General features: G+C 51.6%; 20 protein-coding genes, 14 tRNA genes and 2 rRNA genes. 5 read left to right on the plus strand and 31 right to left on the minus strand.

Annotation, left to right across the window (positions count from 1 at the left end; translation table 11 throughout):
• The first annotated feature begins 26 nt into the window (after window positions 1–26).
• The gene (locus EVJ28_RS09930; protein ID WP_236634125.1) at window positions 27–239 is read left to right on the plus strand and encodes a YhzD family protein; all 213 of its coding nucleotides are present in this window, start codon (window positions 27–29) and stop codon (window positions 237–239) included.
• A 32-nt stretch (window positions 240–271) separates the two neighbouring features.
• Here EVJ28_RS09930 and EVJ28_RS09935 read toward each other — a convergent pair whose 3' ends face one another.
• From EVJ28_RS09935 to EVJ28_RS09950, 4 genes are all read right to left on the minus strand, one after another.
• The gene (locus EVJ28_RS09935) at window positions 272–760 is read right to left on the minus strand and encodes a hypothetical protein (RefSeq protein ID WP_131488818.1); all 489 of its coding nucleotides are present in this window, start codon (window positions 758–760) and stop codon (window positions 272–274) included.
• 70 nt (window positions 761–830) lie between these two features.
• Window positions 831–2,606, minus strand: a complete 1,776-nt coding sequence (locus tag EVJ28_RS09940) for an SLC13 family permease (protein ID WP_236634121.1) — start codon at window positions 2,604–2,606, stop codon at window positions 831–833.
• Window positions 2,607–2,734: 128 nt separating this feature from the next.
• A complete protein-coding gene (locus tag EVJ28_RS09945) occupies window positions 2,735–3,106 on the minus strand; it encodes a YlbF family regulator (RefSeq protein ID WP_131458132.1) in 372 nt (123 codons plus the stop codon).
• Between the two features lie 37 nt (window positions 3,107–3,143).
• Entirely contained in the window at window positions 3,144–4,262 is a 1,119-nt protein-coding gene (locus EVJ28_RS09950; RefSeq protein WP_236634122.1) for a DUF445 domain-containing protein, read from the minus strand.
• A gap of 48 nt (window positions 4,263–4,310) precedes the next feature.
• On the opposite strand from EVJ28_RS09950, the gene EVJ28_RS09955 reads away from it, so the two are divergent.
• Window positions 4,311–5,162 (plus strand): PucR family transcriptional regulator, encoded by an 852-nt coding sequence (locus tag EVJ28_RS09955; RefSeq protein ID WP_131458133.1) that lies wholly within the window; start codon window positions 4,311–4,313, stop codon window positions 5,160–5,162.
• 104 nt (window positions 5,163–5,266) lie between these two features.
• Entirely contained in the window at window positions 5,267–6,367 is a 1,101-nt protein-coding gene (locus EVJ28_RS09960) for an ABC transporter ATP-binding protein (RefSeq protein ID WP_131458135.1), read from the plus strand.
• A gap of 42 nt (window positions 6,368–6,409) precedes the next feature.
• On the opposite strand, the gene EVJ28_RS09965 is transcribed toward EVJ28_RS09960, so the two are convergent.
• From EVJ28_RS09965 to EVJ28_RS09975, 3 genes are all read right to left on the minus strand, one after another.
• Window positions 6,410–7,060, minus strand: a complete 651-nt coding sequence (locus tag EVJ28_RS09965) for an amino acid ABC transporter permease (RefSeq protein WP_131458137.1) — start codon at window positions 7,058–7,060, stop codon at window positions 6,410–6,412.
• Window positions 7,057–7,815, minus strand: a complete 759-nt coding sequence (locus tag EVJ28_RS09970; RefSeq protein ID WP_131458139.1) for a transporter substrate-binding domain-containing protein — start codon at window positions 7,813–7,815, stop codon at window positions 7,057–7,059. Before EVJ28_RS09970 ends, EVJ28_RS09965 begins: the two co-directional genes overlap by 4 nt.
• Before the next feature lie 126 nt (window positions 7,816–7,941).
• A complete protein-coding gene (locus EVJ28_RS09975) occupies window positions 7,942–9,669 on the minus strand; it encodes a phospho-sugar mutase (protein ID WP_131468828.1) in 1,728 nt (575 codons plus the stop codon).
• A 97-nt stretch (window positions 9,670–9,766) separates the two neighbouring features.
• On the opposite strand from EVJ28_RS09975, the gene EVJ28_RS09980 reads away from it, so the two are divergent.
• Window positions 9,767–10,585 (plus strand): sulfurtransferase, encoded by an 819-nt coding sequence (locus EVJ28_RS09980; RefSeq protein WP_236634123.1) that lies wholly within the window; start codon window positions 9,767–9,769, stop codon window positions 10,583–10,585.
• Window positions 10,586–11,005: 420 nt separating this feature from the next.
• On the opposite strand, the gene EVJ28_RS09985 is transcribed toward EVJ28_RS09980, so the two are convergent.
• The 4 genes from EVJ28_RS09985 to EVJ28_RS10000 are packed head-to-tail and all read right to left on the minus strand — an operon-like array spanning window position 11,006 to window position 17,195.
• A complete protein-coding gene (locus EVJ28_RS09985) occupies window positions 11,006–13,438 on the minus strand; it encodes a glycogen/starch/alpha-glucan phosphorylase (RefSeq protein WP_131470768.1) in 2,433 nt (810 codons plus the stop codon).
• Window positions 13,439–13,460: 22 nt separating this feature from the next.
• Entirely contained in the window at window positions 13,461–14,894 is a 1,434-nt protein-coding gene (gene glgA, locus EVJ28_RS09990) for a glycogen synthase GlgA (protein WP_131458145.1), read from the minus strand.
• A gap of 11 nt (window positions 14,895–14,905) precedes the next feature.
• Window positions 14,906–16,006, minus strand: coding sequence for a glucose-1-phosphate adenylyltransferase subunit GlgD (glgD, locus tag EVJ28_RS09995; protein ID WP_131458147.1), 1,101 nt, complete (start codon window positions 16,004–16,006; stop codon window positions 14,906–14,908).
• 34 nt (window positions 16,007–16,040) lie between these two features.
• On the minus strand, window positions 16,041–17,195 hold the full coding sequence (locus EVJ28_RS10000; protein ID WP_131458149.1) for a glucose-1-phosphate adenylyltransferase: 1,155 nt from the start codon (window positions 17,193–17,195) through the stop codon (window positions 16,041–16,043).
• Between the two features lie 152 nt (window positions 17,196–17,347).
• Here EVJ28_RS10000 and EVJ28_RS10005 point away from each other — a divergent pair, with 152 nt between their 5' ends.
• On the plus strand, window positions 17,348–19,135 hold the full coding sequence (locus EVJ28_RS10005; RefSeq protein WP_236634124.1) for a transglycosylase domain-containing protein: 1,788 nt from the start codon (window positions 17,348–17,350) through the stop codon (window positions 19,133–19,135).
• Window positions 19,136–19,225: 90 nt separating this feature from the next.
• On the opposite strand, the gene EVJ28_RS10010 is transcribed toward EVJ28_RS10005, so the two are convergent.
• The 20 genes from EVJ28_RS10010 to EVJ28_RS10105 form a co-directional block, all read right to left on the minus strand.
• The gene (locus tag EVJ28_RS10010) at window positions 19,226–19,783 is read right to left on the minus strand and encodes a DUF5366 family protein (RefSeq protein ID WP_131441616.1); all 558 of its coding nucleotides are present in this window, start codon (window positions 19,781–19,783) and stop codon (window positions 19,226–19,228) included.
• A gap of 228 nt (window positions 19,784–20,011) precedes the next feature.
• Window positions 20,012–20,485: a tRNA (uridine(34)/cytosine(34)/5-carboxymethylaminomethyluridine(34)-2'-O)-methyltransferase TrmL gene (trmL, locus tag EVJ28_RS10015; protein ID WP_131458153.1), complete on the minus strand. Its 474-nt coding sequence runs from the start codon at window positions 20,483–20,485 to the stop codon at window positions 20,012–20,014.
• A gap of 10 nt (window positions 20,486–20,495) precedes the next feature.
• On the minus strand, window positions 20,496–20,930 hold the full coding sequence (locus tag EVJ28_RS10020; RefSeq protein WP_131458163.1) for a methylated-DNA--[protein]-cysteine S-methyltransferase: 435 nt from the start codon (window positions 20,928–20,930) through the stop codon (window positions 20,496–20,498).
• A complete protein-coding gene (gene queG, locus EVJ28_RS10025) occupies window positions 20,920–22,068 on the minus strand; it encodes a tRNA epoxyqueuosine(34) reductase QueG (protein WP_071399198.1) in 1,149 nt (382 codons plus the stop codon). Before queG ends, EVJ28_RS10020 begins: the two co-directional genes overlap by 11 nt.
• A 73-nt stretch (window positions 22,069–22,141) precedes the next feature.
• Window positions 22,142–22,212 (minus strand) — tRNA-Gly (locus EVJ28_RS10030).
• Window positions 22,213–22,218: 6 nt separating this feature from the next.
• Window positions 22,219–22,299 (minus strand) — tRNA-Leu (locus tag EVJ28_RS10035).
• A 9-nt stretch (window positions 22,300–22,308) separates the two neighbouring features.
• Window positions 22,309–22,382, minus strand: a tRNA-Cys gene (locus tag EVJ28_RS10040).
• 12 nt (window positions 22,383–22,394) lie between these two features.
• Window positions 22,395–22,469, minus strand: a tRNA-Gly gene (locus EVJ28_RS10045).
• Between the two features lie 4 nt (window positions 22,470–22,473).
• Window positions 22,474–22,548 (minus strand) — tRNA-Gln (locus tag EVJ28_RS10050).
• A 6-nt stretch (window positions 22,549–22,554) separates the two neighbouring features.
• Window positions 22,555–22,630: transfer RNA gene (locus tag EVJ28_RS10055), tRNA-His, on the minus strand.
• A 9-nt stretch (window positions 22,631–22,639) separates the two neighbouring features.
• Window positions 22,640–22,710 (minus strand) — tRNA-Trp (locus EVJ28_RS10060).
• 4 nt (window positions 22,711–22,714) lie between these two features.
• A tRNA-Tyr gene (locus EVJ28_RS10065) sits at window positions 22,715–22,798 on the minus strand.
• Window positions 22,799–22,801: 3 nt separating this feature from the next.
• A tRNA-Phe gene (locus EVJ28_RS10070) sits at window positions 22,802–22,877 on the minus strand.
• Window positions 22,878–22,908: 31 nt separating this feature from the next.
• Window positions 22,909–22,984, minus strand: a tRNA-Asp gene (locus EVJ28_RS10075).
• Window positions 22,985–22,992: 8 nt separating this feature from the next.
• Window positions 22,993–23,066 (minus strand) — tRNA-Met (locus EVJ28_RS10080).
• Window positions 23,067–23,083: 17 nt separating this feature from the next.
• Window positions 23,084–23,158, minus strand: a tRNA-Glu gene (locus EVJ28_RS10085).
• Window positions 23,159–23,177: 19 nt separating this feature from the next.
• Window positions 23,178–23,268, minus strand: a tRNA-Ser gene (locus EVJ28_RS10090).
• Window positions 23,269–23,283: 15 nt separating this feature from the next.
• A tRNA-Asn gene (locus tag EVJ28_RS10095) sits at window positions 23,284–23,358 on the minus strand.
• An 8-nt stretch (window positions 23,359–23,366) separates the two neighbouring features.
• A 5S ribosomal RNA gene (gene rrf / locus EVJ28_RS10100) occupies window positions 23,367–23,482 on the minus strand.
• A 94-nt stretch (window positions 23,483–23,576) separates the two neighbouring features.
• A 23S ribosomal RNA gene (locus EVJ28_RS10105) occupies window positions 23,577–23,699 on the minus strand; the annotation flags it as partial.

Genomic DNA, 23,699 nt, shown 5'->3' on the forward strand with positions numbered 1-23,699 from the left:
AAAAAAAGGGGGGGATCCGTTTGAACATGTACACAGTCACCGCGTTCGAGAATGACGGCACGATTTTACTTAATGATTCATTCGAGGCAGCGAACGACGAAGAAGGAAAAGCGAAAGGGCTAGCGATGCTCCAGGAGGCCGGTCACGACCATAAAGGGGCGCGCATCGTCCGCCAAGGACAACTCATCTATTTCGAGCGGTGCAAACTTCCCGGAAAACTGAAAAGCACAGCCTCATAACAGAAGCGCCTCGGGAACCCCGAGGCGCTTGTTTATTCGCTATATTTAGTCTCCCATTGTTCGCGCCACGTCCAATAATCGGGATGTAGCTCTTCCGCCGTCTTCCCATCCAGTGAATAAGGTGCCCCCATCAGCGGTTCCTTTGAATCAGGGAATGAGGTCCCGCCGATGATGTCCCCCTCATCAATTAGGACCAAGACGTTCGTCTGTCCGAGCTCGTACTGATCATCGAGCAGATGGTTACGGACGACGAAATGCTCTCGCTTAATGTCACGCCCGATATAGTCGTCCGGTGGCGTCGTCTGGACGCTCCAAGTATCTCGCACAGGTGAATCGAGAAGGTCTTTCTTCTCGAAACGTGACGTGTCCCCTCCCTTGTAAGAGACGATCTCATAACCTTTCTCCTCCAAATACCTTTTGGCCAGCAACGCGTCCTCTCCGAGCGTCGGTTCTTCACTGGCGTTCGAGCAAGCTGCCAGGAAGAAGACGCACAGGAGGATACCGATTCGTTTCCACATCATCTCTTCACCTCATTAGTTCATTGTTTTCAACTTATTCGTCTTATTCGTCAACTAACAAAAATTTCCTCTTTCAGAATGGAAAGAGGAATAAAATCGAAAACATCGCGACGACCGCGACAATCATTTGTAGCGGCAAACCGACTTTAACGAAATCGAAAAAGCGATAGCCGCCGATACTGAACACCATCGCGTTCGTCGGTGAGCCGAACGGCGTCATAAACGCGAGTGATGCCGCGACGGCGACCGCGACGACGAGCGGCACCGGACTGACTTCGAGTGACGCGGCGAGCGATAAGGCGAGCGGTGCGAACAAGACGGCCGTTGCCGTATTGGAGATGATTTGACTGAGCACCATCGTTGCGACGAAGATGGCGACAAGCACCCAGACCGGACCAGCGCGCCCGAACGACTCACTGATCCATGTGACAAGCCAGGCCATGACACCCGCGTTTTCGAGTGCGGTCCCGACTGGAATCATGGCGGCAATCAACAGTAGCGACGACCATTGGACCGACTCGTAGGCAACGTCCATATGCCGGACCGCTCCCGTCAGCACCATCGCGATGGCCGCAAGCCAAACGGCAACGGTCGGGTCGACCCATTCGAAGACGAGGAGCACGACCATGACGAGCATGATGAGACCGGCCGCGAGTTGATGGCGCTCGGACACAGCTCGGTTGGCGACATCGGTCACGCGCTCGTTCGCGAGCAACAAGTGTGTCTCGTCACCCGCTTTTTCTAAATCGCTCCACTCGCCTTGGGCCACGAGCATATCACCTCGCTCTAACGGGACGTCTTTCAGCCGTGTCATCGCAATTTCTTCGTTCGGGCGGATGACTTGAAGCACGTTCAAGCGGTAGTCATTTCGCAGACGACTTTCCGAGAGACAGTGACCGATGAGCGGGCTATCAGATGGGACGGTGAAAATGGCGACGCCTGACCCTTTCCCGTAGACGTCTTTCAGCTCCATCGGTTCAACGATCAACCCTTCTTGACGGGCGACGCGTCGAACATCCGTTTCTGCCCCGCTGACGAGGACACGTCCCTCATAGAGCACCGTATCGGCTCGAGCCGTGACGAGTCGATGCGCGAGCCCTTTTCGCTTTTCGCCGAGGACGATCAAACCGTCACGTGACCACTTCACGTCTCGGAGTGCTTTCCCGACAAGCGGATGACCTTTCGTGAGCGTGAGCGCGTAGATGTTCAAGTCAGGCATCGGCAGACGAGCGACGACGACCGAACGAACCTCGCCCGCATCGAGCAGCCGGTTCCCGATGACATAAAAGTAGAGCAGCCCGACGACGGCGGCGGCGAACCCGATCGGTAGTAGCGAGAAGAAACCGAGCGTTCCGACTGAGGCACCACGGAGCGCCTCAGCGGCGACAAGGTTCGGTGGGGTGCCGATGAGTGTCATCGTCCCGCCGATGCTTGAAAAGAACGCGAGCGGCATTAACAGTTTTGCCGGATTCGTACCGGTTTGTCTCGACATGGCGAGAACGACCGGGATCAAGAGCGCGACCGTCCCCGTGTTCGACATGAGACTAGATAGAAACGTCACGGTGACCATCAGAACGAGAAATAGACGCACCTCACTCCCTTTCGCATAAGGAATGAGCCCAGCGCCAAGCCGTTCGGCGAGTCCTGTATGAAACAGGCCCGCTCCGACGATGAATAATCCGGCGATCATCAAGACGACCGGATTCGAGAAACCTGCCATCGCCTCGACAGGCGACAGTTGCTGCGTCAATACGAGCGCGACGAGCCCGACGAGTGCGACGAGATCGGCCCGCAACCAGCCCCCGATGAAAAAGATGATCATGACCGCTAATATGAACAAGGTGACCATGACGCCCACCCTCTCTTGTGAATTGATGTACAAGGCTATTATACCCCACATTATGTAAACGCTATCATTAGGAATATGACAAGTCGGTCAACAAAAAACGGATGGCTCGAAAGCCATCCGCACAGGTGTTATTGAACTTCGTTTTCATTAACCATCGGAGCGTATAGCTCTTCAAGTGGCTTCATGATAATTTTTGTCACTTCTGTGACCAGTTGATGCATGCGTTGCTCTTCTTGCATGAGCTCCATGATCAATTCGTTCTGTTGCACGCTCATCATTTTCGTTTGAGCATCCATCATCTCTTGTTCTGAGATTTCTTCGCCTTGCATTTGCTTTTGCTGAAGCTTCATTTGGATATCACGGAAGTCAGCGAACAACTGGTTCGCTTCTGCATCCGCATTGACACGATCGTATAATGAAGAGAGATTTGTGAACTCCTCAGATTCGCGAAGTGCTTTTTCCAATTGGTTAGCATGATCGTACAAGTTTGTTTGTGACATGTGACGTCCTCCTAAATACTATTAGGGCCGTGGCCGATCAAACGATGGCAATCAACCCTTGAATCAACCCAATCATACCACCTAACAGCGCCCCAAGCCATGTTATTGCCCGGAACTCCCGTTTCGAGATCGACAAAACAATCTCCTCGAGGTACGACGTATCGAGCGACTGGACTTGCTCTTGCACGATTTGATCGATTTTCAGACGGTCCATCACCGTCTCCATTTGATCGGTGAACCGTTCGATGACGAGCCGAACCCCGTTCGGGACGAGATCGTCGACGATGCGCGTCTCGACGTCTCGTGTATACGAATAGACGGTCCGGTCGAGCAATTCGCCGATCGGAAGACGGGTGATGACTTCTGTCGTCACCCCATCGATCAATCGGTTTTCTAACCGCTCATCTAAGAGTGTGTCGACCGTACGCTCACTGAACCGTTCGAACTCGCGCGTGATCATCGTCGCCATTCCGGACCGAGTCGATCCGCCACGTAAAATGTTGACAATCTCCGGGCGGATCATCTCGACGAAGTTCATATTTTGAATGAACCCGGCGATAAAACCGAGCCGGCGTTGGACGAACGAGTCGACCATATACCGCAATTGAGCCTCTCCTTCCGCCGAATAGAAATACTCTTCTGATTTGACGAGCATCGCGTCGACGATTTCCGGGATCACGTCACGGACACGGTCCATCCCGTCCTCACCGAGCAGTTCGTACAGCTTGCGTGACTTGACGTCAGCAAGCACGAGCCGGAGCTCTTGACGGAGTTTCGTGTCCGCTTCCGTCAACACACGCGACTCGGCGTCCGGGTAAAGCGGTTCGACTAGTGTACGAATCGTCTTGTCCGAACGGAGCATCGTCCGGACTTCCTCTTGGACGAAATAGGTGATGTGGCCGTTCACTTGTTCGTCGAGCAGGCGCTTCCGCATCCCTTCAGGCGTCAACAAGTGTTTCACGACCGTCTTGCCGAGACTCGTCGCCAGCTCATCGCGGCGCTTCGGAATCAACCCCGGTGTGAACGGTACTCGGACTTTTCCGATATACTTTGGCTCGTGGGGCCGAAATAACATTTTGATGGCGAGGAAGTTCGTTACTCCCCCGATTGTCGCCCCGATGGCGATCATGATGAATATTTTTAGTAGACTATCCAAACTGCCTGCCCCCGTTCTGAAATATGATACATTGTTGAAGAGGTGATTGTGTTGACTACGTTTGATCGTATTAAATCGATTTTCCCGACCGTTGTCCATCGGTCGGAAGACGCATCCGGAGACTATGCTTGGTATCAAGCACATGACGGGACAGTGTTCGGCTTGCCAAAAACCGAGTTGAACGAGCGTGAACGGCAACTGCTCGAATGGTCGGCGACACCGTTTTTGACGACCGCCGACCCCCGTCAAGAAAAATGGCAAAACCGCCTGCTCACCGATTCGTATCGGATCGCGCAACCGTTCCGTCTGTTGTCGCTATCGCTCCACTATCAAGAGAGGGAATCGCTCGAGCAATTTTTAGAGATCTTACACGACTTCATGCCAGAAGCGGAGATTGTCGTCATGACGCGACATCACGTTGAAATCATTGAGATGAACCAACTCGTCGACTTGTCTGATTTCGAGGACGTATTGCGTGCCGGCGCGAGCGACTGCTACGTCGAAGCGCACGTCATCTTTAGTGAACGGCCGCTCGGTGTGTTGGGGACGCTTTACCATCAACACATGACGTTGCGCCCGTTCGCGAAACTCCCTACTAAAACTTACCCTGCTAGTCAATTATTATACCATTACTTGCTACAAGACCATGAGACTTTTGCCACACGTCTCCAATTGACCGAGGCGGCGTATTCGATACTCGATAAGACGAGTGTAGAATTGTTAGAGGCGCTGTTCGCCAACTCGCTGAACGTGTCTCATACGGCGAAGGCGCTGTTCATGCATCGGAACACGCTCAATTATCGGCTCGATCGGCTCTATGAACTGACAGGATATGACGCTCGTCAGTTTTATGATGCGAGTTTACTCCAACTGATTGTCACGTTGCACAAATCTGAGTAGCTGTTTTTGTGCAACGTGTACATAGCTAGTGCAAGCGGTTTCATCTTATAATCAATCTTGTAAGCGCTATTATACAAGAACACATTCTCAGGAGGCTAACGACAATGGCAGAAATTCAATTGAATCACATTGATAAAATATACGACGGTGGTGACGGGAAAGCCGTCAGCGACTTCAACTTGCACATTAAAGACCGGGAGTTCATCGTTTTCGTCGGACCGTCTGGTTGCGGTAAATCGACAACACTTCGCATGATCGCAGGACTCGAAGAAATCTCGAGCGGCGACTTCATCATCGACGGCAAACGCATGAACGACGTGGCGCCGAAAGACCGCGACATCGCGATGGTCTTCCAAAACTATGCCCTCTACCCGCACATGAGCGTCTATGACAACATGGCATTCGGTTTGAAGCTTCGGAAGTTCCCGAAAGAAGAGATCGACCGTCGCGTCCAAGATGCGGCTCGCATCCTCGGACTTGAAGAATACCTCCAACGTAAACCGAAGGCACTCTCAGGTGGTCAGCGCCAACGTGTCGCCATCGGTCGCGCTATCGTTCGTGACGCGAAAGTGTTCTTGATGGATGAGCCGCTCTCAAACTTGGATGCAAAACTTCGCGTACAAATGCGTAAAGAGATCATCCAGTTGCACAACCGTCTCGATACGACGACGATCTACGTTACCCATGACCAAACGGAAGCGATGACACTCGCGACTCGTATCGTCATCATGAAAGACGGGATCATCCAACAAGTCGGTTCGCCGAAAGAAGTATACGACAACCCAGATAACATCTTCGTTGCCGGCTTCATCGGTTCACCTTCGATGAACTTCTTCCGCGGAACACTCGCAGACGGCAAGTTCGTCGTGAACGGCGAAGAAATCAACGTGCCTGAAGGCAAGATGAAAGGTCTTCGCGACCGCGGCTACATCGGTAAAGAGCTCATCCTCGGGATTCGTCCAGAATCGATCCACGATGAGCCGATCTACATCGACTCTCCGACAACACACACGTTCCAAACACACATCGACGTATCTGAACTCATGGGTGCCGAGTCGTACCTTTACGCCGAGCTCGGCGGACACCAGTTCACGGCCCGCATCGACGGCCGCTCGAACATCCGCATGGGTGACGACGTAGAACTCGCGCTCGACATGACGAAAGCACACTTCTTCGACACTGAGACAGAGCTCGTCATCCGTTAATACAAAATCCCCTCGATTCTTGGAATCGAGGGGATTTTTCGTTTAGCGGGTCGCATAACGACGTTCGAGCCGATGCTGCCCTGCTTGAATGAGTGTCGACAAGATCCAATAGATCGAGGCCGAGAACAAGAGGAGCGGCATGACCAAGTAGGTCGTCGCTGCAATCTGGTCTGAGACGTACGTCAACTCCTGCACGGCGATGACCGACCCGAGCGACGTCGACTTGATGATATCAATCACCGAGTTCGACACCGGGGGTATGGCCCGTGATAACGCTTGTGGGAAGATAATGTCTTTAAAACGTTTTGCCCGCGGGATCCCGAGGGCGACACTCGCCTCGACTTGTCCGCGATCGACCGAATTGATGGCTGCCCGGAACGCCTCCGAGATATAAGCCGCAAAGTGCAGACCCAATCCGAAGATGAGCGCCTGCATCCCACTCAGTTGGACGAACCCGGTCAATCCGACGTACAAGATGAGGAGTTGTAAGAGCAGCGGCGTACCCCGGAAGAACGAGGTGTACGTCCGAGTGAACAACCGCAACACTTTGATTGGACTGCTGTGAAGTAACGCGATGATCAGACCGAGCACCAAGGCGAGGATAATCGACAGGATACTGGCGATCAACGTCAATTGTACGGCTTCGATATAGGCCGAACGGTTCTCGATGACGGTCGTGATCAGTTCATTCATTGACTGATGTCCTCACCAAAGTACTTCTCACCGATTTCAGCCATCGTTCCGTCTTCTTTCATTTCAGCAAGCGCCTCGTTCAACTGGTCGAGCACGTCGCTGTCTTGACGCGTCATATAACCCGCCTCGCTCTTGTTGAAGACGTCACCGACCGCTTTCACGTCATAACCTGTCTTCTCGAGCTCTGAAAAGATGAAGAGACGATCGTTGAGCGCTGCGTCAAGACGTCCGACTTGAAGGTCTTGCAGCACTTGGTTCGCGCCTTTGTAGAACTTCACTTCAGCACCAGCTTCTTCAGCCATCTGGGCATAGACCGATCCTTGCGTCGAACCGACGACTTTGCCGTCAAGGTCGTCGATGCCTTGGATGTCTTCATTATCTGAAGCGACGATGACTTGTGCACCTGAGACCGCGTACGTATCCGAGAACGCATACTTCTCTTCACGCTCCGGTGTGATGCTCATCTGGTTCGCGATCATATCGATGCGTTCCGCATCGAGTGCCGGGACGAGTCCTTTGAAGTCCATCGGCTCATATTCGACCGTATAGCCGGCACGTTCTGCCGCTTCGTTCAACACGTCGATGTCATACCCTGTGATTTCACCTTTATCTTTGTACGTGAATGGCGGGTATGTCGCTTCCGTCCCGACTGTGATGACTGTTTCTTCAGATCCACTGTCCGTCTCTGTACCGCAAGCTGCGAGCACCCCGAACGATGCGCCGATTGCGAGAACTGCCGTTAATGATTTTTTCATGTTATTTCCGCCTTCCTGATAATCCTTATATGATTACATGGTTTTGAGCAATATACTCATCATACTGACGAGGTTAAAAGAAGTCAAACAAAAACCACCGCTCCCAGTTGAGCGGTGGTACACTAGTCAGTCGATTGCTTTTGCTTGCTTCATAACGTCTCGTTCAATCGCTTCACGTTTCGCCGTCGTCGTCTCGGCACTATCCGCGTGAACACTGAAATAGAACTTGATCTTTGGCTCTGTGCCAGACGGGCGGAGACAGAACCATGACCCGTCCTCGAAGACGAATTTGAGCACGTTCGAAGACGGCAAGTCGATGTCCTCGGTCGTATTTTGACGAAGCTCGGTTGCGACTTGTTGCTTGTAATCCTCGAAGCGGACGACTTCATAGCCGGCAACTTCTTGCGGCGGGTTGGCACGGAACGCTTCCATCATCCGGCCGATCTGTTCAAGCCCGGCTTTCCCTTTCAACGTCATCGATTGAAGCGATTCCTCATAAAAGCCATACTTCTCATAAATCGCTTGGAGCGCGTCATACAACGTTCGCCCCTGCGCCTTATGGAAAGCTGCCATCTCGGCGCCGAGCACGCACGCCTGAACAGCGTCTTTATCACGGCAGAAGTCGCCGATCAAATAACCGTAGCTCTCTTCATAACCGAACAAGAACTCGTACTCACCTGACTCCTCATACTGTTTAATCTTCTCACCGATGAATTTAAAGCCGGTGAGCGTGTTCTCGAGATGCACGCCATACGCTTTGGCGATGGCCGCCCCGAGCTCGGACGTGACGATCGTTTTCGCGACGAATCCGTTCGCTGGCAGCGTGCCGGTCTCGACTTTTTGCGATAGGATGTAATCCATCAAGAGCGCTCCGGTCTGGTTCCCCGTCAAGACGAACCATTCCCCGTCGCGGTCACGCACGGTGAAGCCGACGCGGTCACCATCGGGATCGGTCGCCATGAGCAGATCAGCGCTGACACGGTCACCATATTCCATCGCCAGCTTGAACGCCGCTCGCTCTTCCGGGTTCGGGGAACTGACCGTCGGGAACGCGCCGTCTGGTTCGGCTTGCTCTTCGACGATCGTAACATGGTCAAACCCGTACGCCTTGAGTCCTTCCATAATTGGGCGACGTCCCGTGCCATGAAGGGGCGAGAAGACGATTTTCAGGGCGTCTGTTGGGACGTCCTTATGGATTCGAATCGCTTGAAGAGCTTCCAAATAAGCAGCATCGACAGACTCATCGACAGTGACGAGCGTCCCGTCGGCGCGGAGTGTTGCTTCGTCTTGGACCGGGATGCTTAACTCGTCCTCGATCGCGTTGACGTAAGACACGAGCTCGTCCGCCTCGGCCGGCGGTAATTGCCCGCCGTCGGCGCCATACACTTTAAAGCCGTTATACTCAGGCGGGTTATGACTCGCCGTGATGACGACTCCTCCAAACGCGCCTAAGCGTCTGACGGCGAATGACAGCTCTGGCGTTGTCCGTAAGCTCGGGAACAAGTAAGTCTTGATCCCGTTCGATGCAAACGTTCGTGCCGCCTCGAGCGCGAATTCAGGTGAGTAGTGACGTGGATCATGGGCGATGACGACACCGTGCCGTTTCGCTTCCTCGCCTGACGCCGAAATAAAGTCGGCAAATCCTTGTGCCGCTTTACGAATCGTATAGACGTTCATTCGATTGGCACCTGGTCCGATCTCACCGCGCATACCACCCGTTCCGAATTCAAGCGTCTTATAAAACGCTTCTTCGAGTGTCGTCTCATTTTTTGCCATCTCGTCTAATTCGGTCCGAAGATAAGGTTCAAGTTCCTCATATTGATTCCAACGCTCATATGTTTGTTGCCATGCCATGGTCAATTCCCCTTTCGACGTTCAAATTCAATCGAAGTACTCGCCAATTTGTTCCATCTTGTATACGATGGGAGTAACGAAACTTCGAGGTGATACTATGTTTCCAACTATGCGTGCCCAAGAATTGAAACAAATCGTCCATACGGACTCAATCCGATTTATTGATTGCCGCTATTCATTGAACGACGCTTCATACGGAAAATACGTGTACCGTCAAGGACATCTCCCGAATGCCGTCCATCTCGACTTGATGGAAGACTTGTCAGGCCCTGTGTCCGTTCACGGCGGACGTCACCCGCTCCCGTCAAAAGCAGCGTGGACGGAGACGCTCCGACGCATCGGCATCCAAAAGGACGACTTGATCATTATTTACGACGACGGTTTCCCATACGCCGCACGTGCTTGGTGGTTATTCAAGTGGGCCGGCCATGAGCGCGTCATCGTGCTCGAAGGCGGAATTCAGGCCGGCATCACTTACTGTGGTGAGACAACGACCGAGATTCCGACGTACCCTGCTTCGACATACGTCCCTGATTTCCACGACGATATGATCGCCACGATCGAAGACGTGCGCGCCGCAACGACAACAGGCGGCCTATATGACTCAAGAACGGCCGACCGTTACGACGGAAGCCACGAACCGATCGATAAAAAAGCCGGGCATATTCCGAACGCCCTGCTCTGCCCATACGTAGACGCTGTCACGGAGCTCGGGACGCTTCAAGACTTTCACGATTTGCGCGAACTTTACACCAACGTGCTCGATGTCCCGAACCCGATTTTTTATTGCGGCAGCGGTGTCACCGCTTGCGTGAACATTTTGGCGTTGCACGCGCTCGGTAAAGACGATGTCCGTCTCTATCCCGGTTCATACTCTGACTGGATCAGTTATCCAGACAACAAGGTCCACCCATAACGGGTGGATTTTTTTATCAAAATTAGGCGAGAATACTCCCACTTCTAAACGACGCGGGCGAAGCCCTAGTGAAAGTGGGAGATGAATCGCCTTCGAACCAGGCGTGTCTTTCGATACGTCAATGGTTCGACATCGTGTTTGAACTTCCTGAAATCCGGTAAAAAATAAGTGTCACGTTCCTTGAAAACTGAAGATATAGGGTTGTGACAGGAAGTTCGTCTGTCACGTAAAATCTTCAACGTTCACCTAGCGGATGACCGAAGTAGCGAAAACCAAGCAAAGTAGGCATCCGCACTAAAGAAACGAACAAGATCAACTTTCAACCGTCGGGACAACGGGGGTAGCCTGATAATGTTCCGGTCGTTAGGCCGGATAACTCAGGAATCCTCCACCTCTAAGCAAGGCCTAGGTGGGGGTAGTTCAATTCACACTCGTCGGCTTGATGTTCCAAACCGCGTTCGCATATTCCGTGATGGTGCGGTCACTCGAGAAAATACCAGACTTAGCCGTATTGACGATTGAACTTTCCGCCCAACGCGCCTTATCTGCGAACGCTTCATCGACGCGTCGCTGTGCCTGCATGTAGGACATAAAGTCTTTCAAGACGAGGAAGTCATCGTTATAGACGAGAAGCGAATCAAAGATCGCTTGGAATTGATACTCCCCGACCTTATCGAACGTCCCGTTGACGAGACTGTCGACGACGTTACGTACTTCGGTGTTGGCATGATAAATGTCGGCCGCATGATACCCGCCGAATTTCTTATAGTTCATGACTTCTTGCGGCGCCAATCCGAAAATGAAGATATGGTCGTCACTGACCGCATCGCGAATCTCGATGTTCGCCCCGTCAAGCGTACCGATTGTGAGCGCTCCGTTCATCATGAACTTCATGTTTCCGGTTCCTGACGCCTCGTAGCTCGCCGTCGAGATCTGTTCACTAACGTCCGAGCCCGGGAAGATCCGTTCGGCCATCGAGACGCGGTAGTTCTCAAGAAAAACGATCTTGATGAACTGACTCGCCCGTTTGTCCTTGTTAATCATCGACGCGAGGGCATTGATGTAGCGGATGACTTCTTTCGCGTAATAATAACCTGGCGCCGCTTTCGCTCCGAAGATGAACGTCCGTGGGACCATTGTGAACGTCGGGTCTGCTTGAATCTTTTGATAGAGCGCGTGAATATGCATCGCGTTCATGAGCTGACGCTTGTACGCGTGCAGACGTTTGACTTGAACATCGAAAATCGAGTTCGGGTCGACACTGATTCCCGTCTCATCTTGAATGTAAGCCGCTAAGTCGAGTTTATTTTGTTGTTTTACTTCCATCACTTGCTCCTGGAAGCTCGTATCTTTCGAGACGCCCATCAACTTCTCAAGATCGTTCGGGTGCTCGATCCATGACGGACCGATTGCGTCCGTGATCAAGTTCGATAGACGTGGATTTGATTTCAAGAGCCAACGGCGATGCGTGATGCCGTTCGTCTTGTTATTGAAACGAAGCGGGAACATTTCGTACAAGTGGCGCATCTCGCGTTGTTTTAAAATATCTGTATGAATACGGGCGACCCCGTTCGTCGAATGTGACCCGACGACGGCAAGGTTTGCCATGTTAATGTAATTGTTCGAGACGATCGCAATCTCACCCATATGCGGTTCAAGGTGTGGATAATTGACGAGCACGTCTCTACAGAAACGACGGTTGATTTCATTAATGATTTGATAGATTCGTGGTAATAGACGCTCGTACATCTCGACCGGCCACTTTTCAAGCGCCTCGGCGAGAAGTGTATGGTTTGTGAACGACATGACACTCTTCGTCACGCGCCACGCCTCATCCCAGCCATATCCGTGATCATCCATCAAAATCCGCATCAGTTCAGGGATCGCGACGACCGGGTGGGTATCGTTAATGTGGACAGCGTAGTAGTCGCCTAAATGTTTGAGTGATTTGTTGTGTCGCAAGTAAGACGCGATCATCGATTGGACACCCGCTGACACGAAGAAGTACTGTTGTTTCAAACGGAGCACTTTACCTTCATACGTCGTGTCGTCCGGATAAAGGAACTCCGAGATCGTCGCAATCGACTGCTTGTGTTTCAACAAGTCTTTGTACGACCCTTTCGTGCGTTCCATATACTCTTCGTCATCAAATGGCGACTCCGCATTCCAAAGCCGGAGCGTGTTCACAACGTCGTTCTTGTAACCGATGATCGGCATATCGTATGGGACGGCGCGTACGACTTCGTCTGGGTGATGAACGACACGGAGACGGTCTCCGATCTGCTTCATCTCGATCCAGCCCCCAAAATTCACGTCAACCGCACGATCGGCACGGCGCGTCTCCCACATATTTCCGTCTCGGAGCCAGTTGTCCGGCAACTCGACTTGATAGCCGTCGACGATTTTTTGTTTGAACAAACCGTAACGATAACGAATCCCGTTACCGTGACCGGGCAGACTGAGCGCGGCAAGTGAATCGAGGAAACAAGCGGCCAGACGGCCCAGTCCACCATTACCGAGTCCAGGTTCCGGCTCGAACTCCGTGATTTCCGTGAAATCAAAACCGAGTTCTTCAAGTCCTTCTTGGACAACTTCTAAAACATCCATACTGAGTAAGTTGTTATAGAGGAAGCGGCCTAACAAAAACTCGAGCGAGAAATAGATGACTTGCTTGCTCTGTTTGGCTTCTTGCTTGTCGCGTGTGTTGATCCATTTCGGAATCGCTTGTTCACGCACCATCGTTGCCAACGTTTGATACACTTCCTGCTCGGTCCCTTCATCGAACGATTTCCCGTTTAAGGCGACGAATCTTTCTTGAAACGAAGTGACGAAGCTCTGTTTATCTGTAAACATATATGTGTAAATCTCCTTCCAGTCATGCGAATAGGTGATATAACTCACGGTATTGCTTAGCGGATTGTTTCCAGCTGAAGTCCGAAGTCATCGCTTGATGGACGAGCGCATTCCAAGTGTTATCCTCGTAGAAGACACGAATTGATTTTTCAATCGTCGCGAGCATCTCGTGAGCGTTGTAGTTCAAGAAACCGAAGCCAGTCCCTTCTTGCGTATAATCATTGTAAGGTTTGACCGTGTCTCGGAGTCCGCCTGTCTCACGAACGATCGGAAGCGTTCCATAACGCATCGAGATCAATTGGCTAAGGCCGCACGGTTCGAATCGAGATGGCATCAAGAAGGCGTCTGATCCCGCATAGATCAAGTGGGCCAGTTCGATATCGAACCCGATATACGACCCGATTTTCCCAGGATGGGCTGCCGTCATCTCATGAACAATCGCCTCATATTCAGGTTGACCCGATCCAAGGAAGACGAACTGACAGTCCAAATTCCCCAACTCATGGTTCACCGCATGAATCAAATCGAGACCTTTTTGCTCGACGAGACGACTCACGAATCCGATCAACATGATATCATCACGCACTTCGAGACCGTACCGTTCTTGAAGCATGCGCTTGTTGGCAAGCTTCCCTGTTTTGACCGTATCGAGATCATACGTTTGTGCGATTCGTTTGTCCGTGCTCGGGTCGTTCGTCGCCAAATCGAGACCGTTCAAGATGCCGCGGACGTCGACGGCACGGTGGCGCAGTGCCGCATCTAAACCTTCGCCATAGTAAGGTTCCATGATCTCATCGCGATAAGATGGACTCACCGTCGTGATTTGGTCGGAATGGACGATACCGGCCTTCATGTAATTGACGAGGCCGTTATGTTGGATGCCCTCTGCCGTGAAATGCTCGTGCCCAAACTGCAGCAGTTCACCAAGCACAGCTTCCGGGAAGATCCCCTGGTATTGCAGGTTATGGATAGTAAAGACCGTTCGAATCTTTTGGTACGCTTCGATGTGTTGATAATGGATTCGTAGAAACGCCGGAAGGACACCCGTCTGCCAATCGTGGCAGTGCAACACGTCCGGAACTTCTTCAATCTGCCCGATCATCTCAAGGACGGCTCGGGAGAAAAAGGCGAATCGTTCTGCATCATCGTAATGACCGTAGAGCACGCCTTCGCGATTAAAATAGTACTCGTTATCGATAAAGTAATACGTGATCCCGTCGCGCTCTAACTTCAAGACGGCCCCGAACTGCTTACGCCAGCCGACCGGGACGATCAAATCGAATAAATATTCCATCTCATCGACATATTCTTGTGCAATCGAGCCATACTTCGGCATTACGACACTGACATCTTCACCAAGGCTAGACACCGCTTGAGGGAGCGAGCCAATCACATCGGCAAGCCCCCCCGTTTTCATGAACGGTGCCGCTTCTGAAGCGACATACCATATTTTCATAATATCCTCCTTTAAACCGTTGTCCGTTTTCTGATGACGATCGGTTCATCGACCGTTCCACGAATGACCTGTCCACGTTTCACGACCACTTCTTTGTCTAAAATGGCGTTCTCGACGACAGCCCCTTCTTCGATGATCGACTTGGATAAAATGATTGAATTTTTGACGCGCGCATGTTCACTGATGACCACACCCCGGAACAAAATGCTAGTTTGGACTTCTCCACTGATTTTACATCCATTGGCGACTAGCGCTTCATTCACTTTCGCCCCTTTCAAGTAGCGAGTCGGCGGCTCATGTTTGATCTTCGTGTAAATATGAGGGAAGTCGTAGATGATTCCTTCTTGGCGAAGTAAGCGCATACTTTCATTATAGTACGAAAGCACCGAGTGAATCACCTGCGTTTTACCCGTATAGTGATATCCATGAACGTGGAGACGGTGGAGCTGAGGACGAATAACGCCGTCTAACAAGTCATACTCCCCTTTTGACGTCGCTTCATCGACGAGGCGGAGGAATAAGTTTTTCGACATAACGATCGTTTCTGTATATGCATGCTCATCGTCCGGGCTAAAGCCGCGCTCCCCGATCCCGACGACACGGTCGTTTTCCCCGAGTCGAATCGGACGACAGTAGCCACATTTTTGTTCATGCTCCGTGTAGGCGAGCGTGATGTCCGCACCCATCGATTTATGATGTTCGAGCATGTTTTGATAATCGATTGTCGTCAACACGTTCGAGCCGGTAATGACGACGTAAGCTTGTTTGCTGCGCACGAAGTGTTCCCGGTGCATCGCGAAGTTCGCTAAATCTCCGAGATAGGCTTCGCCATCCGGTTTAAGCGCCGGCGGGAAGATATGCAATCCGCCTTGTGAGCGGTCAAGATCCCACTCTTTGCCTGATCCTACATGGTCCATTAAAGAACGATACTTATCAAGTGTAAAAATCCCAACTTGATCGATACCTTGGGTAATCATATTCGTCAATGTAAAGTCGATGAGACGATAGCGCCCCGAGAACGGGACAGATGCTAAGTTGCGATGTCCCGTTAACTCCGGGAATAACCCTTCTTCGGTACCTAAGTTGATGATTCCTAACAAATCATTCGTCAACAATAACGCCTCCTTGCGTCGGTCTATTTTAGTATCAAGCACGTTGCTTGAAGACTGTTCCACTTTCGATATTTTCATGCGGCTCGATGACAACGATGTCACCCCCCGGCTCACCAACTGTCGCGCCGTCTTCAATGACGGCACAGCTAGCGACAATGGCTCTATGAATTGTAACGTCTTTCCCGATGCGGGCCCCTGGCATGATGACGGAGTCTTTCACAAGCGACCCTTCACCGACACGCACGTCATAGAACAAGACCGAATGTTGGACTTCTCCTTCGATTCGGCATCCTTCATTGATGACCGACTGCTCGACACAAGCATCTTTTCCGATGAATTGCGGCGTTTGGTTCGGGTTGACCGAGTAAATTTTAAAGTCTGGGTCATATAAATCGAACGGAGGATCTTCTTCGAGCAGGTCCATGTTCGCTTCCCATAGTGACTGGATCGTACCAACGTCTTTCCAGTAGCCTTTGAATTTATAGGCGAAGACGTTCAATCCGTCGATAAGCGTGTTTGGAATGATGTTCTTCCCAAAGTCAAAGCTTGACGTCTCGTCTTCCGCGTCTTGAATCAAGTGTTCGCGCAACACTTTCCAGTTGAAGATATAGATCCCCATCGACGCCAAGTTGCTCTTCGGCTTCTCAGGTTTTTCATCGAATTCGTTAATACGCAAATCATCGCTCGTATTCAAGATTCCGAAGCGCGGTGCTTCATCCCATGGGACGGCCATGACTGAAATCGTCACATCGGCTTGTTTTTCTTTGTGGAAATCGAGCATCTTCTCGTAATCCATTTTGTAAATGTGATCTCCCGATAAGATCAACACGTACTCCGGATCGTAGTCATCGATATAGCTCAAGTTCCGGTAGATCGCATTCGCAGTACCTTCGTACCAGTTTTTCCCCGACTGAGCTTGGTATGGCGGCAAGATAGCTAATCCGCCATTGCGGCGATCTAAATCCCAGGCAGACCCGATGCCGAGGTAACGGTTTAATTCTAACGGCTCATATTGTGTCAACACACCGACTGTCGTGATTCCCGAATTCGTACAGTTCGATAGTGGGAAATCGATAATCCGGTACTTCCCTCCAAAGTTGACGGCAGGCTTTGCCGTCTTTCTTGTGAGAGGCCCAAGTCTCTTGCCTTCCCCGCCAGCGAGGAGCATCGCAACCATTTCTTGCTTCATAGTACTGCCTCCTAAATTCATAATATAAACCTCTAATACCCTTTTTCGCTGTTTCCTAATGTATTCCTGCTTAAATTATTATATGATAGCGTTTACATTTTGAGTTTTATTGAAAGTTTGACGATATAATGAATAGAGAAAGAGGTGAGACGATGAGAGCATGGCTCGGGGTTGTGTTTATTGCTGGATTGGTTGCCGTCGGCTTCACAGTCAGCGGAGCTTTAAAAGAAGAGATTGACCAAGCGAAAACGATTGTCGAGTGGGGTGAAGAGGCCGTCAGCTCCGCTCCGCTCTCATCGAAACATGCTGTCACGCTCACTTATAAAGGAGGGGCGGAACAGCTGTACTTGAACGGTCGCCGCAACGACGTCTCCGTCAATGGGCTTCCGAATCACATCCGTGAAGCAATCATCGTCATTGAGGACCGGAAGTTCAACGCCCATCCCGGCTATGACCTCGGAGGGATTGCCCGAGCGTTCATCAATAACGCCAACGAATCGTCGGTCCAAGGCGGGAGCACGATTACCCAACAACTGGCCCGAAACGTTTATTTAACGCACGAACGGACGTATGAGCGCAAAGTAAAGGAATTAATGATCGCACGAGCGCTTGAAAAAAATTATAGTAAAAAAGAAATTATGACCGCCTACAGCAACGTCATTTTCTTCGGTCATAACGTCTATGGTATCCAGTCGGCGGCCGATACGTACTTCTCCCGTCCACTCGACGATTTGAACTGGAACCAGATCGCTTACTTGCTGACCGTGCCGAATAATCCGTCCCTTTACGATCCGCTTGACCCGTCGCCTGCCTTTTACGAGCGTAAAGATCGCATCCTCACGCAATTGAGAGATGCGGGCGTCCTATCAAAGCAAGCATATGATGCGTTTCACGGCGTCAAACTCAAGGCCTCTTATCGCAGCCACAAAGTCCGCTATCCAGACTATATGGACACGGTCATGAAAGACGCGGTCCGCCTCGTCCGTACACGTTATGACCTCGATGAAGAGGCGGCCAAAAACTACTTGGCGAGCAATAAAGCGACAGTCGAAACGTATTTGTCCGTCGAACGTCAAAACCAAGCGAAACAAGTGATGAGCCGCTTACCGAACGGCTTGAACGGGGGCTATGCCGAATTGACGCCGAACGGGCGCATCGTCGCCCTCGTCGATTCTGATATGAAGCAGAGTGGTGAATTCAACCGGGCCACCCAAGCGTACCGGCAGCCGGGCTCGGCTATAAAACCTGTCCTTGTGTTTGCGCCTTACATCGAAGAGACCGGAGCGACGCTCGATACGGTGCTTGACGGACGACCTGTCTGTTACGGGACGTATTGCCCGACGAACAGCGGCAACCGTGTCCTAGGCGACGTCACGCTCCAAGATACGATCGCTTACTCGTATAACACACCGGCACTCGCCGCGTTCACGGCGATCGACCAAGAGCGAGCGTACGAGACGGCCGACATGATGTTCAGCCAGTGGGATCCAGCCAAGGACAGCAATCTCGCGAGCGCGCTCGGCGGTCTGACACAAGGAGTATCTCCGAAGGAACTCGCTGCCGCGTACACGCCTTTTCTCAATAAAGGTGTGTACGTATCTGGTCAGACGATTAAAGAAATCCGCTTTGCTTCGGGCGTCCCGACAATCAGCCCGGACATGATGAAACAAGCCGTCTGGTCGGACGAGACGGCCTCGGCGATGCAAGAAGCGTTATCTGCCGTCACAACGTACGGGACGGGACGTTACGCCGGCCAGATCAAGCGCCCTTACGTCGGAGGCAAGACCGGCACGACCAACTCGCATAAGGACATGTGGTATGTCGGCTTGACCGATCAGACGATCACGGCAATCTGGCTCGGTGCCGACACGCCGCGTCCGTTCCCGGAGCTTGCCAACCGGGCGTACCCGGCTATCGTTTGGACAGAGGCGCATCGCTAAAAAACAAGGCTAGAGGATGAGTCCTCTAGCCTTGTTTCGTCTGTCTGTATGTTTTCAGATGGACCAGCCACTCTTCTCCTGTCACAGTGTTCATAAGATGATATCCCCGACCGAGTTAAACAGCCTGAGGAGCGCCCAAACGAGCCCGCTTAACAGAATCGCCCACATCATCGCTTGAATCAACAAGAGCCCGATTGCTCGAAGTGTCGACATCAACTGGCTGACTTGCCAAATGTAGTAGAATAAATAGACGACAAACGTGCCAAGCAAGACCGCAATCGCTGCCGGCAGTGAAGTCAAAAACAAAAAACTGACACCTGAACCGACCAAGAAAATTGTCGCTCCTGGCTTTAAGCGATGGAGCGAGCTCCCGTTCGTCTCACGCGCAAAAAATGCGAAACCGAGTTGGTTAAACGTATCGGCGACGAGTTTAAAGGCGCTAAACAGCATGAAGTATATCGTGAAGAACATGACGAGCACGAGGATCTTCGTCTCTTGGACAGACAACAGCGCGATGATTTCACTATACACCCCGACACGCGTCAGCCATTGAATGGCGTATTCAGATGTGGCGATAGCGAGTGACATCGAAAAAAGAATGATCCCAATCAACGGGGCGTAGCTTAACAAGTACACATTTGTTTTCATATCGGCTCTCATTTCACAAGAATTTCTCATATTCAGTGCAAATCTATTATCAAGTATATTATAATATTCGTAGTCACGGAGAACAAAAGGGGGATTTTTAAATGGGATTATTACTAATGGTCGGAATCAGCGTCGCCTTCCTTGCGGCGATCTTAACAGCAGGATACAACAGAAAACCTGAAGGTAATCAATAAGAGCCGCGATTCTCACGAATCGGGCTCTTTTTTCTTACTTTAATCCCGCATAACCTTGTTGGCGTAGCGCCTCATAGACGATGATGGCCGCCGTGTTCGAGACGTTGAGCGAACGGACGAGGTTTGACTGGGGCAAGCGGATGCAGCGGTCAAGGTTGTCCTCGATCACTTCCATCGGCAAGCCTTTCGTCTCACGTCCGAAGACGAAGAAATAGTCCTTCTCGACGTCAGACACGTCAAGGTCACTCGGATACTGTTCGCCGTACTTTGTAATATAGAAAAACTCGCCGTCCGGATGTTGTGCCCATAGTTCGTCAAGCGAGTCATGGTAACGGACGTCAACGAACTGCCAATAGTCGAGGCCGGCCCGTTTTAACATTTTGTCATCCGTCGAGAAGCCGAGCGGACGAATCAGATGGAGCACCGAGTTCGTTGCCGCACACGTCCGCGAGACGTTGCCCGTATTTGCCGGGATTTCCGGTTGAAACATTACTACATGGTTAGCCATAATCTATTCCTCACTTCACTTGTTCGATATCGAGTAATCGTTGTTTTTGATCGAGCCCGCCCGCAAAACCCGTGAGCTGTCCGCTGCTGCCGACGACACGATGGCATGGGAAGATGACAGGCAGCGGATTACGGTTCAACGCCTGGCCGACAGCACGGACTGCTTTCGGACGTCCGATCTGCTCCGCGATTTGTTTATACGTCCGCGTCTCACCAGACGGGATCGTCAACAGCGCATCCCACACTTCTTGTTGGAAAACCGTCCCGTTCATGTCAATCCAGGCGCGGTCAATTGCTTGGAGTCCTTCCCGTTCGACCCGTTCGATCATGTCGACGAGCCACATCGGTGCGCTCCCATCTGCCTGTTCTGTTTCCGCAAAATCTAACGCAATTAATTTCCCCTGCTCATTTAATTCGTATGATAACGTTCCCCATTTAGATGACACGGTCTTCACGTTCCCACTCCTCTCGGAATATACGAATCTCTTCTTTAACCAGTTCTGATTGCTCTACGCGTTCGATCTCTTGATAGATTGCTTCGGCATCAGTACCGAGAATCGCACCGATCGCCCAGACAGCCGTCGCCCGCATGTCTTCACGCTCATCGGTTTGAATGAATGTTTCGAGCACCGAGACGGCTGACGGTTCACGATAATGCGCGAGCGCTAAGATCGCGTTACGTTGAATAGGCTTCTTACCGCGCCACGAGCCGGACAAGTGACCAAACTTCGCCTTGAACTCGCGGTTACTCAAGCTGAGCAGCGGTTCGAGCAACGGTTTGACGACTTCTGCCTCCGGCAACAGCTCTTCATGATGGCGCCAATCTTTCTTACGGTTATATGGACAGACTTGTTGGCACGTATCACAGCCGTAAAGGCGTCCGCCAAGCTTCGAGCGGAACTCTCTCGGCATGAGCGTCTTCATCTGGGTCAAGTAAGCGATGCACCGTTTGGCGTCAAGCACACCCGGTTCGACGAGCGCCGTCGTCGGACAGGCGGTCATGCACTTATCACAGTCCCCGCACCCGTCCTCGATTGCTGTATCGGGCGGCAGATATGTGTCTAAAATCATCTCGCCCAAGTACAGGTAAGATCCCTTCTCCGGCGAAATGATCGAGCAATTTTTCCCACTAAACCCGATTCCGGCCCGTTCGGCCACAGCCCGATCGACAAGTTCACCCGTGTCGACCATCGAGCGCGTTTTGACGCCGGGAACGAGTTCTTCGATATACGCTTGAAGCTGTTCAAGCCGTGAGCCGACGGCACGATGATAATCAAGCCCCCACGAGGCACGTGCGAACAGCCCACGCCGTTCGCCTGCCACGCTTCGGGGCGCATCTTTCAATTTGCTCGGGTAGGCGACCGCAATCGCAATGATCGACTGGGCGTCCTCTAACAATAGTTCAGGCGTCGTCCGTTTATCAAGGTCGGGTTCTTCAAATCCTGAAGCGAAGCCTTTCTCTTGTTGTTTGATGAGCCGTTGCTTCATGACGATGAACGGATCGGCCGTCGTCACTTTCAACTCATCGATCCCGATTGACGCAGCGTACTCGACAATCTGTTGTTTTAGTATCTCAGGAGTCATCCCATTCATCACCTCACTCTTCTTATTTTCGCATACAAAAAATCTCCCCGCCACTAAGGGCAGAGAGATATGAAGCGGGTGAAGAGAATCGAACTCTCGTCATCAGCTTGGAAGGCTGAGGTTTTACCATTAAACTACACCCGCAGAGAGTACCGGTGGTCGGAGTCGAACCGACACTCCAGAGGAACACGATTTTGAGTCGTGCGCGTCTACCAATTCCGCCACACCGGCATATTATGTTGGAGGCGCCAGTCGGAATCGAACCGACGATAGAGGAGTTGCAGTCCTCTGCCTTACCACTTGGCTATGGCGCCAAAGAGATTAAATGGAGCGGAAGACGGGATTCGAACCCGCGACCCCGACCTTGGCAAGGTCGTATTCTACCACTGAACTACTTCCGCAAAATGGCTGGGCTGGAAGGGATCGAACCTACGCATGTCGGAATCAAAATCCGATGCCTTACCACTTGGCTACAGCCCAACAAAATGGGGCGACTGAAGGGAATTGAACCCTCGAATGCCGGAATCACAATCCGGTGCGTTAACCACTTCGCCACAATCGCCATAATAAACAGGGGCAGCAGGAATCGAACCCGCGCTGACGGTTTTGGAGACCGTAGTTCTACCGCTAAACTATGCCCCTAAAGTGGTGGGGGGGGGCGGATTCGAACCGCCGAACCCGAGGGAGCGGATTTACAGTCCGCCGCGTTTAGCCACTTCGCTACCCCCCCACATGGTGGCTTTGGACGGAATCGAACCGCCGACACAAGGATTTTCAGTCCTTTGCTCTACCAACTGAGCTACAAAGCCATGTATGTAGTAATTTAGTTAAATAAAAAAATGGCGGTCCTGACGGGATTCGAACCCGCGATCTTCTGCGTGACAGGCAGACATGTTAACCGCTACACCACAGGACCAAAGCTAATTGCGGGGGCTGGATTTGAACCAACGACCTTTGGGTTATGAGCCCAACGAGCTACCAGACTGCTCCACCCCGCGACGATATAAAAATTAAATGGTGACCCGTACGGGAATCGAACCCGTGTTACCGCCGTGAAAGGGCGGTGTCTTAACCGCTTGACCAACGGGCCATAATTAGTATGGATAAACTGGCGGAGAGCAAGGGATTCGAACCCTTGAGACGGTTGTGCCGCCTACACGAATTCCAATCGTGCTCCTTCGGCCACTCGGACAGCTCTCCAAAGAAGAGAAAAAGTGGCTCCGCAAGTAGGATTTGAACCTACGACCTACCGGTTAACAGCCGGTTGCTCTACCACTGAGCTATTGCGGAACGATCTTGCCTGGCAACGTCCTATCCTCACAGGGGGAGACCCCCAACTACTTTCGGCGCTGAAGCGCTTAACTTCCGTGTTCGGCATGGGAACGGGTGTGGCCGCTTCGCTATCGCCACCAGACAAGTATTATATTAACATCATTTAACAGTGACGTCAATATGTTTTTAAGAGATTGAACTCTCAAAACTGAAGATTCATCAATACAAACCATTTCTAGATCAAAGCCTCGACCGATTAGTATCATTCAGCTCCACACGTCGCCGTGCTTCCACCCATGACCTATCTACCTCATCGTCTCTGAGGGGTCTTTCTTGATTGCTCAAAGGGAAATCTCATC

This window comes from Exiguobacterium sp. SH3S3 (assembly GCF_004337115.1).
GTDB lineage: Bacteria > Bacillota > Bacilli > Exiguobacteriales > Exiguobacteriaceae > Exiguobacterium > Exiguobacterium aurantiacum_A.

Coding starts and splice junctions, on each gene's coding strand:
- EVJ28_RS09935 (WP_131488818.1), bottom strand. CDS start 760: ATGATGTGGAAACGAATCGGTATCCTCCTGTGCGTCTTCTTCCTGGCA.
- EVJ28_RS09940 (WP_236634121.1), bottom strand. CDS start 2,606: ATGGTCACCTTGTTCATATTAGCGGTCATGATCATCTTTTTCATCGGG.
- EVJ28_RS10000 (WP_131458149.1), bottom strand. CDS start 17,195: ATGAAGCAAGAAATGGTTGCGATGCTCCTCGCTGGCGGGGAAGGCAAG.
- EVJ28_RS09975 (WP_131468828.1), bottom strand. CDS start 9,669: ATGGCATGGCAACAAACATATGAGCGTTGGAATCAATATGAGGAACTT.
- EVJ28_RS09930 (WP_236634125.1), top strand. CDS start 27: ATGTACACAGTCACCGCGTTCGAGAATGACGGCACGATTTTACTTAAT.
- EVJ28_RS09945 (WP_131458132.1), bottom strand. CDS start 3,106: ATGTCACAAACAAACTTGTACGATCATGCTAACCAATTGGAAAAAGCA.
- queG (WP_071399198.1), bottom strand. CDS start 22,068: ATGACTCCTGAGATACTAAAACAACAGATTGTCGAGTACGCTGCGTCA.
- trmL (WP_131458153.1), bottom strand. CDS start 20,485: ATGGCTAACCATGTAGTAATGTTTCAACCGGAAATCCCGGCAAATACG.
- glgA (WP_131458145.1), bottom strand. CDS start 14,894: ATGAAAATATGGTATGTCGCTTCAGAAGCGGCACCGTTCATGAAAACG.
- EVJ28_RS09985 (WP_131470768.1), bottom strand. CDS start 13,438: ATGTTTACAGATAAACAGAGCTTCGTCACTTCGTTTCAAGAAAGATTC.
- EVJ28_RS09980 (WP_236634123.1), top strand. CDS start 9,767: ATGTTTCCAACTATGCGTGCCCAAGAATTGAAACAAATCGTCCATACG.
- EVJ28_RS10005 (WP_236634124.1), top strand. CDS start 17,348: ATGAGAGCATGGCTCGGGGTTGTGTTTATTGCTGGATTGGTTGCCGTC.
- EVJ28_RS09965 (WP_131458137.1), bottom strand. CDS start 7,060: ATGAATGAACTGATCACGACCGTCATCGAGAACCGTTCGGCCTATATC.
- EVJ28_RS09960 (WP_131458135.1), top strand. CDS start 5,267: ATGGCAGAAATTCAATTGAATCACATTGATAAAATATACGACGGTGGT.
- EVJ28_RS10010 (WP_131441616.1), bottom strand. CDS start 19,783: ATGAAAACAAATGTGTACTTGTTAAGCTACGCCCCGTTGATTGGGATC.
- EVJ28_RS09970 (WP_131458139.1), bottom strand. CDS start 7,815: ATGAAAAAATCATTAACGGCAGTTCTCGCAATCGGCGCATCGTTCGGG.